Raw genomic sequence first — 13,902 nt, 5'->3', positions numbered from 1 at the left:
CCCCGGAGGACGGCTCAGCCTCCCGAAGCCATCCCGACCAAGCGGGACTGTACCTGGGAAACCTCGCCAAGAGGCCTCTCGCACACCATGTCGCGGCATAAGTAGACCTGCGGTGAGCCGTCAGGCGCGCCCGACCTGTGGAGCAGGAGCGGCACCTCGTCCATATCGGCCGGGGACCCGCCGTCGTCGTCCGACTGCAACGCAACTACCAGCCCGGGACTGGGCGACATCAACAGCGCACGGTGCAGTTCGCGCCGCAAGGGCGAATCGGGTCCTGCGACGGCGGCCTCCACCGGCCCAGCCAAGCCCGCTTGAGCGGTGGCCAAAAGCCACCCGGCGACGCGCGGAGCGCGTGTGGCCAGAGGCGGGAGCAAGCCAAGGATGTTGCCCGCCATGAGTCGGTGTTCGTGCGAGCCGGAATAGGCAGCGTATGACAAGAGGGCTCCGGCGAATCCGGCGGCGCCGCTGGGTGTCGCATTGTCGAAGGGGTCCAGAGCCGCGTGCTGGCCCTGGGCGTTGAACACTTGCGCGGACTCCCCCGTCGAGTCGGCGAGGTGTCCGTTCTCGACGAAACGCGAACACGCGGCTTCGATGAGTTCCTCGGCAAGGTAATACCAGCGTTTGGTTCCCGTCACGGCATACAGCGCCAGGAAACCGTCGGCGCAGAACGCATAGTCCTCCAGGAGACCGCCAATGCCTCGCGCCCGGGCATCGTGCGAAACCCGCACCAACAACCGCGAACCGCTGTCCCAGTGAACGACGGCGAGGTACCCGGCCACGGTTTCTGCGGCCGTAACCAGGTCCGGACGATCCAATATGGCCCCGGCCTCAGCGAGGGCGGACACGGCGAGCCCGTTCCATCCGGCCACCACTTTGTGGTCCCTGGCGGGCTGGTTCCGCTGGTTGCGCTCGGCTAGCAGTTCCGGCCGGACGCGCTCCCAGAGCCTGCCTTCGGCGTCGGACAACTCACGGGCGGGATGCAATGGCGATCCAAGGTGGGACACCGTCCCCTTGGCACCTACGTTCATCATGCGAGCCACCGCTTCGGCGTCACCCGGACCAAGGGCATCACGCAGCGATCCCGGAGTCCACAGATAGGTGGCGCCCTCGTGATGCACACCGTCCACCACGGTGTCGGCGTCGAGGGAGGATGCCAGCCCGCCGTCGGGCAGCGTCAAGGACTCCAGCATCCAATCGGCACACCTCGACGCGACAGCGGCCGCCTCGAAGGCAGGGAAGACCTCGTTGCCCCCAAGCCGTACCCAATGCGAATACACCCGCAGCAACTGCGCATTGTCATACAACATCTTCTCGAAATGGGGCACGGACCAGTCGGCCGTCACGGAGTAGCGGGCAAACCCGCCGTCGAGCTGGTCGCGCAGAGCCGAGCGGGCCATGCCCGCCAACGCGCGGCCTGCCATGTCGCGTGCGGCATCGGCCGTATCCGACGGCACCGCGGCGTGCCGGATGAGGAACTCAAGAACCGCCGACGGCGGAAACTTGGGAGCGTCCCCGAAACCACCGGCGTCGGGGTCTTCAGAGCGGGCAAGAAGCATCAGGGCGTCCGGAAGCAGCGCGGCGTCCAGGACCTCCGGCGGACCGTCGAGCCGCACTGCCCCGGACAGCTGGGCGTCGGCCATGTTGGCCGCCAGGCCCCTGGCATTCTGTTCCACCCCGTCGCGGCGCTCCACCCAGGCCTCATGGACAGCTTCGAGAATGTTGCGGAACGACGGCCTGCCGGGCAGCGGAACGGGTGGAAAGTAGGTGCCTGCGTGGAAGGCCAGGCCGTCAGGCGTCAGGAAGACGGACATCGGCCAGCCGCCCTCACCGCTGATGGCTTGCGTCGCCGCCATGTACACCGAATCCACGTCCGGGCGTTCTTCGCGGTCCACCTTGACCGGCACGAAGTGCGCATTCAGGTAGTCGGCGGTCTCTTGGTCTTCGAAGGACTCGTGCGCCATGACGTGGCACCAGTGGCACGCCGCGTAGCCGATGGAGAGGAAAACAGGAACGTCACGCTCCGCGGCGAAGGCAAAGGCCTCATCACCGAAGGGACGCCAAAAGACGGGATTGTCCGCGTGCTGCCGCAAATAGGCAGAAGGTTCCGACCCCAGGGTGTTGCTTGCCCCGGGCCAGCTGGTGACGCCGTGCTCAGCGGGTTCCGGAACCGGCATCGCCATTCTCGTCTACTGAGCTGCCTGCCTCGGCAGGTTCGCCCGCCTCCGCGGCCAGGCGCGCTTCCTCAACCTGAGCCCGGTAGCGGACTCGGCGAATACGGCGGACCATGTCCACGATCAAGAAGGTTGTGAGGATCACGATGAAGGCGGTGAGGACGAAGCCCCAGGTGCCCGGCGTCACCTGATCCTCGGACAGGCCAGGCCGCAGCGTGCCCGTGGGGTTGGGCGACGGAGTGACGGTCAGGGCGAGAATCAAGTGGTGCACGTTCAAACCTTCTGTGGGAGCTGATGCGTGCCGGCTGGCAGCGCGTGGCCGGCATGCTGGCAGGCCACCCGGCGATTTCTACGAGCGATAGAAACTACCGGCGTTCCTATCTTATCCCCGCGAAGAGGTCCTTTTCCGGCAGCTTGGAAGGAACCCGTGACTGGACCAGCGTGTAGTCCTCCCACGGCCACGCCGTTCGCTGCAGCTCGGGCGAGACCGCGAAGAAGAACCCGAGGGGATCGATCTGTGTGCGGTGTGCCCTCAGTGCATCGTCGCGGGCCTCGAAGAAGTCGCCGCAATCAACCTGTGTTGTGGTCTGGTGCCCCGGAGGAACCGGGGTGTGGCCCTCTGCATCAGCTTCAAGCCACGCTGCCAGGCGCTCGGCGTAGGGAGACTGCAACCCTGCTTCTTCGAGGGCGAAATGCAGCGCCCGGAACCGCTCAGGGCTGAAGGCACGGTCGTAGTAGAGCTTGCTTGGTGCCCATGGGTCACCCATGCCGGGGTATCGGTCGGCATCGCCTGCGGCCTCGAACGCTTCCACTGCCACCTTATGGGCCATGATGTGGTCCGGGTGCGGGTAGCCACCATTCTCGTCATAGCTGAGAATCACGTGTGGCTTGAAGCTGCGAACCAGCCGAACCAGGGGCGCAGTGGCGCGCTCCAACGGCTGCAGCGCGAAGCAACCCGGCGGCAGCGGCGGAAGGGGATCACCCTCCGGCAGGCCCGAGTCCACGAACCCGAGCCAACGTTGCTGGATTCCGAGGACCGCAGCCGCATTCGCCATCTCACGTCGCCGTGCTCCTGCCATGTCCCGCTTGGGATGCGGGGCATCCTCCATGGCTGGGTTCTGGATGTCGCCGCGGGATCCATCCGTGCATGTGGCGACCATGACGTCCACTCCCGCAGCGGCGTACATCGCCATGGTTGCTGCACCCTTGCTGGACTCATCGTCCGGGTGGGCGTGGACGGCGAGCAGCCGCAGCTGCTGGTCGGAACTGCTGGACGCTGTCACGTGACGGCTCCTCTTTCATGGTTCGAGCTCTGGGGCGGTGATGGGGCGCCGGGATCGGCACTAAACTGGATGGGTGACTTCAGAGGACCTATCGGCCACCCAAGTACCGGCAAGCACCAGCCTAGCCAATCGCTACGGCGGTCAAAAGCGCGCCATGACCCGCAAAACCAAGCGGAACATCATCATGGCAGCGCTGGTAGTCGGGATTGCGTTCGCAGCCTGGGTGGCAACGTCCTCGGCCCAGGCCCCTGTTACCTTCAAGGACATTGGATACAGCACGGTGGATGGCACCCAGGCAGAGGTGGACTACCAAGTCACCAAATACCCCGGGGCCACCGCCAAATGTGCCATTAAAGCCATGGACTCCAAGTTCGCGGTGGTGGGCTGGAAAGTTGTGGAGATCGGTCCCAACCAGCCCGAGGAAAGCGCCGACGGGGGAAGCACTACTGCCCAGCGAACCGTCCTGCGAACCGAATCGCCGGCCGTGTCCGGCGTCGTGGACAGCTGCTGGATTGTGGACAGCGGTAAATAACAATCGTGTGACCCACGACTCAACCGGTTTGGGTTCGTCCAAAGGATTTACTACAATGGATGAAACCTTCACCCCGTTAAGTTGGTTACTGAGTTTTACGAGTGGCCACCTCGGCGGGGTCTTTTGCATTGTCAGATCTAGAGGAGAAATCCGTGTCTACCACCAACAGCGCCACTGCGGCTTGGCTCACCCAGGAAGCTTTCGACCGCTTGAAGGCTGAGCTGGACCACCTTTCCGGCGCTGGCCGGGCGGAAATCGTCCAGAAGATCGAAGCTGCCCGCCAGGAAGGCGACCTCAAGGAGAACGGCGGCTACCACGCAGCCAAGGAAGAGCAGGGCAAGATCGAGGCCCGCATCCGCCAGCTCACGGCACTCCTTCGCGATGCCCAGGTAGGCGAAGCACCGGCCGATGACGGAATCGTCGAGCCCGGCATGCTTGTTGTTGCCCGCATCGCCGGCGACGAAGAGAAGTTCCTGCTCGGCTCCCGCGAAATTGCCGGAGACTCCGATCTCGACGTCTTCAGCGAGAAGTCCCCCCTGGGTGCCGCCATTATCGGCCACAAGGAAGGCGACAAGCTGAGCTACGTCGCCCCCAACGGCAAGGAAATTCCGGTGGAGATCGTCTCCGCCAAGCCCTACGTCGCCTAAACAGCGGCTTACCGGCCTGAAATACACGACGCCGGCCCCTTCCTTCGTGGAGGGGGCCGGCGTTTTTTCGTGCCTGGCTCACCCAACCGGGGGACAGCAAAGGTCGCTATGGAGTCTCATTGGGACACGTGCCGTCCCGCACTTGGGTCAGGTGGTGATGGCGGGCTTTGGCCGGAGATGGCGGGCTTTGGCCGGAGCAGGAGGGCAGCAAGGACCCCGCCGACAGCCCCACCCAAGTGCGCCTGCCAGGAGACGTACCCCATCACCGTAGGCAGCACTCCAAAGAGGATGCTGCCGTAGGCCATGAAGAGGACAACCGAGAGCAGGATCTGCCACCAGTTACGGTTGAAGAAGCCCCGCACCAGCAGGAACGCGAAGAAGCCAAACACCAGTCCGGAAGCGCCCACCGTCACACCTCCCCCGCCAATAAGCCACACCGCGAGCCCGGAGCCCAGCCAACTGAACGCCAACGCCGTGATGAACACCCTGAAGCCGGACATGAACGCCAGGAAGCCGAAGATGACCAGCGGCAACGTGTTGGAGAGCAAATGGTTGAAATTCGCGTGCAGCAGCGGAAACGTCAGGATATCCAGGACGCCGTCCATGCTGCGGGGGCGCAGGCCGAACGTGAAGTTCAGACCGTGCCGCATGAGGGTATTCAGGAACTCGATGACGTAGAGCAGGATGACGAAGCCGCCCATGAACAGCAGGCCGCCCTTAGCCCGCCCGGCCAGCGATTCCTTGGCCTCGGCCTTTGAATCGTCAGGCGTTCCAAGCACCATGTGCCCTCCCGTCAGTGCACCACGATGGGCTGGAAGCCCTCGGCCCGCAGTGCACCGAGGACTTGTTCGCCGTGTTCGTGGCCCTTTGTTTCCAAGTTGATGGTGATGGAGACGTCGCCCATGCTGATGGAACCACCCAGGCGGGTGTGGTCCAAGCCGGTGACGTTGGCGTCGTTTTCAGCGATGATGCGTGCAATGGTAGCCAGCGAACCTGGGCGGTCGTCCAGCATCATGCGCACGGTCATGAAACGGCCTGCGGCGGAGAGGCCGCGCTGGATGACTTTCAGCATGAGCATGGGATCGATGTTGCCGCCCGACAGCACGACGGCGGTGTTCCCCGGGTTTTCGATCTTGCCATCCATCAGCGCGGCTACTCCCACGGCGCCAGCGGGCTCCACCACCATCTTGGCCCGCTCGAGGAGGAAGATCAGTGCGCGCGCGAGCGAGTCTTCGCTGACTGTCACAACATCGTCCACGAGCTCACGGATGATGCTGAAGGGCAACTGCCCAGGCCGTCCAACCGCGATGCCGTCAGCCATGGTGGTGACCTTCTTCAGCGGCACCAACGCATCTGCTGCCAGGGATGGCGGATAGGCGGCGGCGTTTTCTGCCTGGACTCCAATGACCCGGATTTCGCGGCCTAGTTCCTTGGCCTTGGCCTTGATGGCCACGGCTACACCGGCCAGCAGACCACCTCCACCGACGCCCATGAGGATGGTGTCGACGTTGGGGATCTGGTCCAGGATTTCAAGTCCAATGGTGCCCTGCCCGGCAACGACGTCCACATTGTCAAAGGGGTGCACAAAGACGGCGCCGGTTTCGTTGGCATACCGCTGGGCCTCCGCCAATGCTTCATCCACGTTGTGGCCATGGAGGATCACTTCAGCGCCGTGGCTGCGCGTGGCTGCCAACTTGGGGAGCGCCACGCCGAGTGGCATGTAGATGCGCGCATTGATGCCCAGGCTTTTGGCAGCCACTGCCACGCCTTGGGCGTGATTGCCGGCCGATGCCGCCACTACTCCGCGCTTTTTCTCGTCCTCCGTCAGCCGAGCCATCCGCACATAGGCGCCGCGGACCTTGAATGACCCTGCGCGCTGCAGGTTCTCACATTTGAAAAAGACGTTGCCGCCCACGAGGCTGCCCAGCGCACGGGACGACTCCACCGGAGTCTTGGTAATAATGCCCTCGAGCAGCTCCTGCGCCTTGAGGACATCGTCCAGCGTGACGGGCAGGGTTTCGAGGGTATTCACTGACTATTCTCCTTTATTGGTGTCGGCATCCGGGCCCTCAACAGAGGTGCTCCCCGAAGCCTTGTTCTTGCTGGTAGTGCCTTTGCCAAGGCGGGATTCGGGCCGTGGGAGGTGGACTTCCTTGAAGTTCGCATCTCCACTGGGCTCCGCCGAGCCAGCTGCCGGCTGGAGCACCGCACCACCCAATCCTTCATCATGTTCCCACGTCCGGCCGGCAATGTAGCGAACTGCCGTGTTTACTACGGCGAGCAATGGCACCGCGAACAGCGCACCGGGGATGCCGGCCAGGTAGGAGCCCGCAGCTACAGACAGGATCACGGCCACCGGGTGCAGTGCCACGGCTTTGCCCATCACCAGGGGCTGCAGGATGTGGCTTTCAAGCTGCTGGACCAAGAGGACGATGGCCAGCATGATCAGGGCGTTGACCGGTCCGTTGGCAACCAGGGCTAAGAGAACCGCAATGGCGCCTGTGACGAGTGCGCCCACCACGGGGATGAACGAGCCGATGAAGACCAGGACGGCCAGCGGAAGAGCGAGGGGAACTTGGATGATGGCAGCGCCGACACCAATGCCCACAGCATCGACGAACGCAACGAACATTTGGATCCGCACGTAGCTGACCATTGATGTCCATCCACGACGACCTGCACCATCGGTGGCCCTGCGCGCAGTCTTGGGCAGGAGGCGGACCAGGAATGCCCAAATCCGGCTTCCCTCCAGAAGGAAGAAGATGAGGATGAACAGGGCAAGGACCAGGCCCGCAGCGAAGTGCCCGGCAGTGCTGCCAAAGGACAGGGCGCCGCTGAGGATGCTGCTGCTGTTGTTCTGGAGGGCATTGGCGCCGTCCGCAATGTATTGGTCGATCTGGTCCGCGGTCAGGTGGAGCGGCCCGTCGGCCAGCCAGGTCTGAATCTGCTGGATCCCGGCCAGCGCCTCTTGCCAGAGCTCCCCGAAGCCCGAGACCAGCTGCCTGCCCACCAAGGCCAGCGCACCGGCGATCACGCCGATGAAGCCGATCACCGTAATGGCTACGGAGGCGCCATTGGGAACCTTTCGGTTGCGCAGCCAAGCCACCACCGGGTACAGCAGTCCCGCCAGGAGGGCAGCCACCATCACTGGAATGATGAGGAAGCTGACCTTGCCCAGCAGCCATACAAGCGCGCCGATCATGAGCAGGATCAGACCCGCCCGCCATGACCACGCGGCGGCAATACGAACCCCGTAGGGGATGTCCTCGGCAATTTGGCGGTCTGAACGTGTTTTGGCGTCCGGTGTTGGCGTCATGAACCCATAATTCCGTAGCCCGCGCCGTATGGGAAACCGGCTCTCACTTCAGCCGCGTGGGGCTACAGGGATGCGGTGATGCCCCAGTTCATGGTGAAGGCCTCGCCGGGTGCCAGCCAGCGGAGGCCATCGCCACTGTTGAATGCGTTGGCCGGGCCAGTCATCGGTTCGATGGCTACTGCCTTGGAGCGGCCCGGGAACGTGTCAGTGACGAAGACATGGACATACTGGCAGTTCTCGTCCTGTACCAGGCTGACGCTGCGTCCATCGGGTGCTGTCAGCGTCTGGCGGGCCACACCGCCGTCGAACGAGAGGTCCGTCAGGGCGACATCCACCAGCAGGCTGCCCACCGCGGCGCCGGCTGAAAAGTCGTAGTCCCCCGCCACAGCAGCGGTGCTGCGTGGAATCAAACGGTCATCGGCCACCAGACGTGTGCTTGCCCGCACCGTCAGGACCAAGTCCTCGGGAGCTACGTCGCCGATGCGCAAGTAGGGGTGGGCGCCCAAGACGAAGGGTGCGGCGCCCTGGGAGTCGTTGACCAGTGTCTGCGAGACGCGGAGGTCCAGCGCTTGATCCAGTTCGTACCTGACGCGGTGACGCAGCAGGAACGGGTAGCCGTGTTGGGGGAAGATGGTGGCCTCGAGCGTCACGGAGAACTCGGATTCGTCCACCAGCGTGTACCCGGCATTCCGCAGGAGTCCATGACTGGCGTTGTTGCGCGAGGCCTCGGTGATGTCCAACTGCTGTTTTTTGCCGTCGAGGTACCAGATCCCGTCCTCCACCCTGTTGGCCCACGGCGCCAGGGTGATGCCGGTGGCGCCGGGCGATATGTCGTCATCGCCGAAGCTTTCCGTCAGCTGGACACCAGCACGCGAGTAGAGCCGCAGGCCGGCCGCTAGTTCGGTGATAACGGCGAGCGCATCATCCCTGCGAAGCTCAAATTGGCGGCCGGTGGCGAACCGGCGGGTCTCGGATTGATCAGCAGCGAATGATGGGGAGGCAGGCATGGCATTACCGTACTTCATGAGCACCCACATACCGGAAAACAATGTTTGTTTTTGTTAGAAACTATGCGCTTTTGGTCACTTGTGGGATGATGGCTTTATGAGTCGTATCACCAGCACCCGCCTTGCGGACAGCCGAGAGCTGATCTACTTCGACGACCCCGGAACTCCGGCGCGCACACCGGAATCACTGGTGGACCACCGTGAGCTCCCAGCCCGCGGAGAGCCAGGGGAGGTCCGGTACGACGCCCTTTCCGGTGATTGGGTTGCCGTTGCCGCCCACCGCCAGTCCCGGACGCACCTCCCCCCGGCGGACCAATGCCCCATTTGCCCCACGACACCTGCCAACCCCTCCGAAATCCCGGCTTCGGATTACGACGTGGTGGTCTTCGAGAACCGCTTCCCGTCATTGGGACCGGCCATGGGCGACATTCCTCCGCTCCCCGCGCCAGGGCATAGCGGCCACGGCACCATCGGTCCCGCATTCGGCCGCTGCGAGGTCGTAGCCTTCACTCCGCAGCACACGGGCTCCTTCGCCGAACTGGGCGAAACGCGGGCCCGTACCGTCATTGAAGCCTGGGCCCAGCGGACCGAGGCGCTCAGCGCCCTGCCCGGCATCAAGCAGGTTTTCCCCTTCGAAAACCGCGGCGCGGACATTGGTGTTACGTTGCACCACCCGCACGGCCAGATTTATGCCTACCCCTATGTAACGCCCCGCGCCGCACAGCTCGGCGCCGTGGCCCGCAAGTACTACGACGACGTCGACGCGAAGGAAACGCTCGCGGCTTCACTCCTCAACGCCGAACGCGAAGACGGCAGCCGCATGGTCCTGGAGGCCAAGCACTTCAGCGCCTATGTTCCCTTCGCAGCGCGCTGGCCCTTGGAAATCCACCTGGTACCGCATCGCAGCGTGCCTGACCTCGCTGCGCTCACGGGTGAGGAGCGCGACGAGCTCTCCTCTGTCTACCTGGACCTCCTGAAGCGCCTGGACTCTTTGTACCCAACCCCCATGCCGTACATCTCGGCATGGCACCAGGCACCACTGGACCCTTCCCTTCGTCCTGCGGGCCAACTGCACCTGCAGCTCACCTCGCCTCGCCGGGCGGCGGATAAGCTCAAGTACTTGGCCGGCTCAGAGGCCGCCATGGGAGCGTTCATCAACGACACCACACCGGAAGCCGTGGCTGAGCGTCTGCGCAGCGTCGCCGCAGTACCGGCGGCCAACAAGACCCTGGAAGGCACCCGAGCATGACCACCACCACTGACACCAGCGTCCTGGCCGCCCGCTTCCAGGAAACGTTCGACGCAGCTCCCGACGGCGTCTGGCAGGCGCCGGGACGCGTCAACCTGATCGGCGAGCACACGGATTACAACGAAGGCTTTGTGCTGCCTTTCGCCATCGACAAGACGGCGAAGGTAGCTTTGCGGGTCCGCGACGACTACGCCGTGCGCATGCTGTCCACCTTCGGCGGGCACGGTCTGGTGGAAACCGACCTCGAAGGCCTGGAACCCGGCTCCGGGGAAGGTTGGTCCCGCTACCCGCTCGGGGTTGCCTGGGCGTTGAAGGAACGCGGCATAGACGTTCCCGGCTTTGACCTCCTGCTCGATTCCGATGTTCCTTCGGGTGCAGGCCTCTCTTCCTCCCACGCGATCGAGTGCGCCGTCATCTCGGCCCTCAACGACTTGACCGGCGCCGGTTTCGCGGCCGAAGACCTGGTGCTGGCAACTCAGCGTGCGGAGAACGTCTTCGTTGGTGCGCCCACCGGAATCATGGATCAGTCGGCGTCCTTGCGCGGCGCCAAGGGCCATGCAGTTTTCCTGGACTGCCGTGACCAGCATGTGGAGCTTGTCCCCTTCGACGCCGAAGCCTCGGGCTTGGTGCTGCTGGTCATCGATACCAAGGTGTCGCATTCTCACGCTGACGGAGGATACGCCTCCCGCCGCGCGTCCTGCGAGTTGGGTGCCGAGATCCTCGGCGTCAAAGCGCTGCGCGACGTCGGCATCGAGGTTTTGGAGGAGGCTTCCGGCCTGTTGGACGAGACCACGCTTCGGCGGGTCCGCCACGTGGTCACTGAAAACGACCGCGTGCTTCAGACGGTGGAACTGTTGAGCAGCAATGGTCCCGCCAGCATCGGTGCTTTGCTGGATGCCAGCCATGTCTCCATGCGCGACGACTTTGAGATCTCCTGCGCCGAGCTGGATCTGGCCGTGGATACTTCCCGGGCGAACGGTGCCATCGGCGCCCGCATGACCGGTGGCGGCTTTGGCGGCTCAGCCATCGCCCTGACGCCGGTGGGCCAGGAGCAGCAGGTGCGTGACGCCGTCGTGCGTTCCTTCGCGGAGGCGGGCTTCACTACACCGGACATCTTCACCGTGACCCCGGCGGCCGGCGCCCTGCGCCTGGCCTGACCTCCTCACCGCTTGCGTCCGGCGTCCGTCCTGATGCCGGGCGTAAGCTGGGGCCATGACTGAGGCTGTCATTGTTTCCACTGCCAGAAGCCCCATTGGGCGAGCCTTCAAGGGTTCCCTGAAGGACGAACGCCCGGACGACCTCGCCACGGCCATGGTGCAGGCTGCCCTCACCAAGATCCCCGGCTTCGATCCCGGCGCCGACGATGGTCGAGGTCTGGACGACATCCTCCTGGGCTGCGCGGAACCCAGCGGCGAAGCCGGATCCAACATGGCCCGCGTGGTGGCTGTCCTCGCTGGGCTGGATCGGGTGCCCGCAGCGACCATCAACCGTTTCTGCGCCTCGAGCCTGCAAACCCTGCGGATGGCCTTCCACGCCATCAAAGCCGGCGAAGCTCACGCGATTGTCGCCGCTGGGGTGGAAAGTGTGTCCCGGTACCAGAATTGGGCCGGGGCAGGCGAAACCGATACCGCAAACCACAACCCGCTCTTCGAGGCAGCAGCGCAACGCACGGCAGCCCGCGCGGCGTCCAATATTCCGTGGACCGATCCTCGCCTGGGCGGCCGGCTGCCCGACATCTACATCTCCATGGGCCAAACTGCGGAGAACGTTGCCACCAGTTACGGCATCGGCAAGGCCGAGCAGGACGAGTGGGGCGTACTGAGCCAGAACCGCGCCGAGGCCGCAATAGCCGCCGGGTTTTACTCCCGCGACATCACACCGTACACCCGCAGGGACGGCAGCGTCGTGGACCGGGACGACTCTCCCCGGCCTGGGGTGACCTTGGAGGCAGTGTCGGCGCTGCAGCCGGTTTTCCGTCCCGATGGCACGGTCACCGCCGGCAATGCCTGCCCACTCAACGATGGCGCCGCCGCCGTAGTAGTCATGAGCGACACTCGAGCACAAGAACTTGGACTGGAACCTCTGGCTCGCGTGGTGTCTACCGGTGTCAGCGCTCTCTCCCCGGAGCTCATGGGAATGGGGCCGGTGGAGTCCTCTCGTCGGGCTTTGGCTTTGGCCGGGCTCACCATGTCCGACATCGATCTGGTGGAGCTCAACGAAGCGTTTGCTGTCCAGGTTGTGGCGAGTGCACGGGAACTGGGCATCGACCCCGCCAAACTCAATGTCCACGGCGGTGCGATTGCGTTGGGGCACCCGTTCGGCATGACGGGCGCACGCATGACCAGCACATTGCTGAACGGCTTGAAGGAACGCGACGGAACGCTGGGCCTGGCAACACTATGCGTTGGTGGCGGTCAGGGCATGGCCGTGGTGTTTGAGCGCTTGGGCTAGTTCAAAGGCTCGGGACGCACAACTGCCCCCGAAGTATCTTCGGGGGCAGTTTTGCGTGGATGTACTCCGAGGGAGTTAGTCGTCGCCTCGCAATATTGCCAGCAGGCGGATGATTTCGACGTACAGCCACACCAGGGTGACCGTCAGGCCGAATGCTGCAACCCAGGAGTAACGCTCCGGGGCACCGGCGCGAACGCCTTCTTCGATGCTGGTGAAGTCCATGATCAGCGAGAAAGCTGCCAAGCCGATGGCCAGGATGCCGATGAAGACGCCCAGCGGGATGCCTGCAATCGTGATGCTCGTGCGCAGGCCGAAGGGCTCCTGCACCGCGCCGGTCCACATCATCACCAGGTTGATCAGCGCGAAGACCGCGTAACCGATGGTTGCGATCATGAAGAAGCGCACCATCTTGGGAGTGGCGCGGACCTTGCCGCTCTTGAAGAGCACCAGGGTGACGCCGAAGACTGCCAAGGTGCCGATGACGGCTTGAAGGCCGACGCCCGGGTACATTCCGTCGAGGATGCGGGTAAGGCCACCAAGGAACAGGCCTTCGAGGCCAGCGTAGGCGAGGATCAGGGCCGGGGACGGCTGCTTCTTGAACGTGTTGACCAAGGCCAGGACGAATCCACCCAAGGCACCGACGATCATCAGCATGGTGGAGAGCGCGGGGGCCACGAACAGCGTGACGCCGGCGCCGATGATCAGCACCACGAGGCAGGCGACGGTCTTCATGATCACGTCGTCATACGTCATGCGTCCGGTGTCAGCCGGGCCGGCAGCCGGCTGGTTGTACATCTGCTGCAGCTGCTCATTGGTCATGTTCTGCTGCTGTGCCGACCAGGCCGCGTGGCCGTCCATCACCTGTCCGGGTGCCCGGCCGGGTGCTTGGTTAAACTGCTGGCCGTACGGATTTTGCGGTACAGGCGGGGCCTGCTTTGCTCCACGGAAATTCTTTCCGTTGAAGACTGGGTTTCCGCCAAGTGCCATTGCGGGTGTCCTCCTGAAAAAGGGCTAAGTGATAATTCACGGTACCAATTACCACGCGCCCGCGGCAGGGAAAGTTCCCTTGTTCACCCAGACGAAACGCAACCGTGACAAGAAAATGGAAGATTGTCCGGTCCGGGCACCCACCCGAACGTTTAGTAACACCCTCAAACAACAAAGGTTTACTTAAGCGGTGCTACATCACTGGTTGCATGCAGCTTCATAGTTGTTACCTGATCGCGATCTTTGCACCCCCGAACTG

The 13,902-nt window shown here is 63.9% G+C and carries 13 protein-coding genes; 5 read left to right on the top strand and 8 right to left on the bottom strand.

From position 1 onward, the window contains the following. Nucleotides 1-14 precede the first annotated feature (14 nt). The 3 genes from ACR30Z_RS06335 to mca all read right to left on the bottom strand — a co-directional run bounded on the left by ACR30Z_RS06335 (nt 15) and on the right by mca (nt 3,454). Nucleotides 15-2,180 (bottom strand): thioredoxin domain-containing protein, encoded by a 2,166-nt coding sequence (locus ACR30Z_RS06335; RefSeq protein ID WP_434371629.1) that lies wholly within the window; start codon nt 2,178-2,180, stop codon nt 15-17. Then, nucleotides 2,152-2,442, bottom strand: coding sequence for a hypothetical protein (locus tag ACR30Z_RS06330; protein ID WP_144647581.1), 291 nt, complete (start codon nt 2,440-2,442; stop codon nt 2,152-2,154). Before ACR30Z_RS06330 ends, ACR30Z_RS06335 begins: the two co-directional genes overlap by 29 nt. 106 nt (nt 2,443-2,548) lie before the next feature. Beyond that, nucleotides 2,549-3,454 (bottom strand): mycothiol conjugate amidase Mca, encoded by a 906-nt coding sequence (mca, locus tag ACR30Z_RS06325; protein WP_434371627.1) that lies wholly within the window; start codon nt 3,452-3,454, stop codon nt 2,549-2,551. A 73-nt stretch (nt 3,455-3,527) separates the two neighbouring features. Here mca and ACR30Z_RS06320 point away from each other — a divergent pair, with 73 nt between their 5' ends. Together ACR30Z_RS06320 and greA are read left to right on the top strand one after the other, a co-directional pair. Beyond that, nucleotides 3,528-3,986 (top strand): DUF4307 domain-containing protein, encoded by a 459-nt coding sequence (locus ACR30Z_RS06320; RefSeq protein WP_434371626.1) that lies wholly within the window; start codon nt 3,528-3,530, stop codon nt 3,984-3,986. 152 nt (nt 3,987-4,138) lie between these two features. Then, nucleotides 4,139-4,633: a transcription elongation factor GreA gene (greA, locus tag ACR30Z_RS06315; RefSeq protein ID WP_144647587.1), complete on the top strand. Its 495-nt coding sequence runs from the start codon at nt 4,139-4,141 to the stop codon at nt 4,631-4,633. A 116-nt stretch (nt 4,634-4,749) separates the two neighbouring features. On the opposite strand, the gene ACR30Z_RS06310 is transcribed toward greA, so the two are convergent. The 4 genes from ACR30Z_RS06310 to ACR30Z_RS06295 all read right to left on the bottom strand — a co-directional run bounded on the left by ACR30Z_RS06310 (nt 4,750) and on the right by ACR30Z_RS06295 (nt 8,974). Beyond that, nucleotides 4,750-5,415 carry a rhomboid family intramembrane serine protease gene (locus ACR30Z_RS06310; RefSeq protein WP_434371624.1) on the bottom strand — a complete coding sequence of 222 codons (666 nt, stop codon included), beginning with the start codon at nt 5,413-5,415 and terminating at the stop codon, nt 4,750-4,752. Nucleotides 5,416-5,426: 11 nt separating this feature from the next. Next, nucleotides 5,427-6,665, bottom strand: a complete 1,239-nt coding sequence (gene ilvA, locus ACR30Z_RS06305) for a threonine ammonia-lyase (protein WP_144647592.1) — start codon at nt 6,663-6,665, stop codon at nt 5,427-5,429. Nucleotides 6,666-6,668: 3 nt separating this feature from the next. Beyond that, a complete protein-coding gene (locus tag ACR30Z_RS06300; RefSeq protein ID WP_144647594.1) occupies nt 6,669-7,949 on the bottom strand; it encodes an AI-2E family transporter in 1,281 nt (426 codons plus the stop codon). 62 nt (nt 7,950-8,011) lie between these two features. After that, nucleotides 8,012-8,974, bottom strand: coding sequence for an aldose 1-epimerase family protein (locus tag ACR30Z_RS06295; protein ID WP_144647596.1), 963 nt, complete (start codon nt 8,972-8,974; stop codon nt 8,012-8,014). A 79-nt stretch (nt 8,975-9,053) separates the two neighbouring features. On the opposite strand from ACR30Z_RS06295, the gene galT reads away from it, so the two are divergent. From galT to ACR30Z_RS06280, 3 genes are read left to right on the top strand one after another with little or no spacing between them, the layout of a single operon-like run. Further along, nucleotides 9,054-10,205, top strand: coding sequence for a galactose-1-phosphate uridylyltransferase (galT, locus tag ACR30Z_RS06290; protein WP_434371621.1), 1,152 nt, complete (start codon nt 9,054-9,056; stop codon nt 10,203-10,205). Then, the gene (galK, locus tag ACR30Z_RS06285) at nt 10,202-11,362 is read left to right on the top strand and encodes a galactokinase (RefSeq protein ID WP_434371619.1); all 1,161 of its coding nucleotides are present in this window, start codon (nt 10,202-10,204) and stop codon (nt 11,360-11,362) included. The genes galT and galK overlap by 4 nt, the downstream gene beginning before the upstream one ends. 55 nt (nt 11,363-11,417) lie before the next feature. Continuing rightward, the gene (locus tag ACR30Z_RS06280) at nt 11,418-12,656 is read left to right on the top strand and encodes an acetyl-CoA C-acetyltransferase (protein ID WP_434371617.1); all 1,239 of its coding nucleotides are present in this window, start codon (nt 11,418-11,420) and stop codon (nt 12,654-12,656) included. 75 nt (nt 12,657-12,731) lie between these two features. Here ACR30Z_RS06280 and ACR30Z_RS06275 read toward each other — a convergent pair whose 3' ends face one another. Beyond that, nucleotides 12,732-13,643: a Bax inhibitor-1/YccA family protein gene (locus tag ACR30Z_RS06275; protein ID WP_144647604.1), complete on the bottom strand. Its 912-nt coding sequence runs from the start codon at nt 13,641-13,643 to the stop codon at nt 12,732-12,734. Nucleotides 13,644-13,902 lie beyond the last annotated feature (259 nt).

The sequence above is a fragment of the Paenarthrobacter sp. FR1 genome (assembly GCF_051106045.1).
Classification (GTDB): Bacteria; Actinomycetota; Actinomycetes; order Actinomycetales; family Micrococcaceae; genus Arthrobacter; species Arthrobacter nitroguajacolicus_A.
The sequence above is the reverse complement of the archived record's forward strand: the minus strand, read 5'-3'. Positions and strand labels throughout refer to the sequence as shown.

What these genes read in the sequence shown, in the direction of transcription:
- ACR30Z_RS06335 (WP_434371629.1), bottom strand. Translation starts at nt 2,180, where the DNA reads ATGGCGATGCCGGTTCCGGAACCCGCTGAGCACGGCGTCACCAGCTGG.
- ACR30Z_RS06310 (WP_434371624.1), bottom strand. Translation starts at nt 5,415, where the DNA reads ATGGTGCTTGGAACGCCTGACGATTCAAAGGCCGAGGCCAAGGAATCG.
- ACR30Z_RS06300 (WP_144647594.1), bottom strand. Translation starts at nt 7,949, where the DNA reads ATGACGCCAACACCGGACGCCAAAACACGTTCAGACCGCCAAATTGCC.
- ACR30Z_RS06295 (WP_144647596.1), bottom strand. Translation starts at nt 8,974, where the DNA reads ATGAAGTACGGTAATGCCATGCCTGCCTCCCCATCATTCGCTGCTGAT.
- galT (WP_434371621.1), top strand. Translation starts at nt 9,054, where the DNA reads ATGAGTCGTATCACCAGCACCCGCCTTGCGGACAGCCGAGAGCTGATC.
- galK (WP_434371619.1), top strand. Translation starts at nt 10,202, where the DNA reads ATGACCACCACCACTGACACCAGCGTCCTGGCCGCCCGCTTCCAGGAA.
- ACR30Z_RS06280 (WP_434371617.1), top strand. Translation starts at nt 11,418, where the DNA reads ATGACTGAGGCTGTCATTGTTTCCACTGCCAGAAGCCCCATTGGGCGA.
- ACR30Z_RS06275 (WP_144647604.1), bottom strand. Translation starts at nt 13,643, where the DNA reads ATGGCACTTGGCGGAAACCCAGTCTTCAACGGAAAGAATTTCCGTGGA.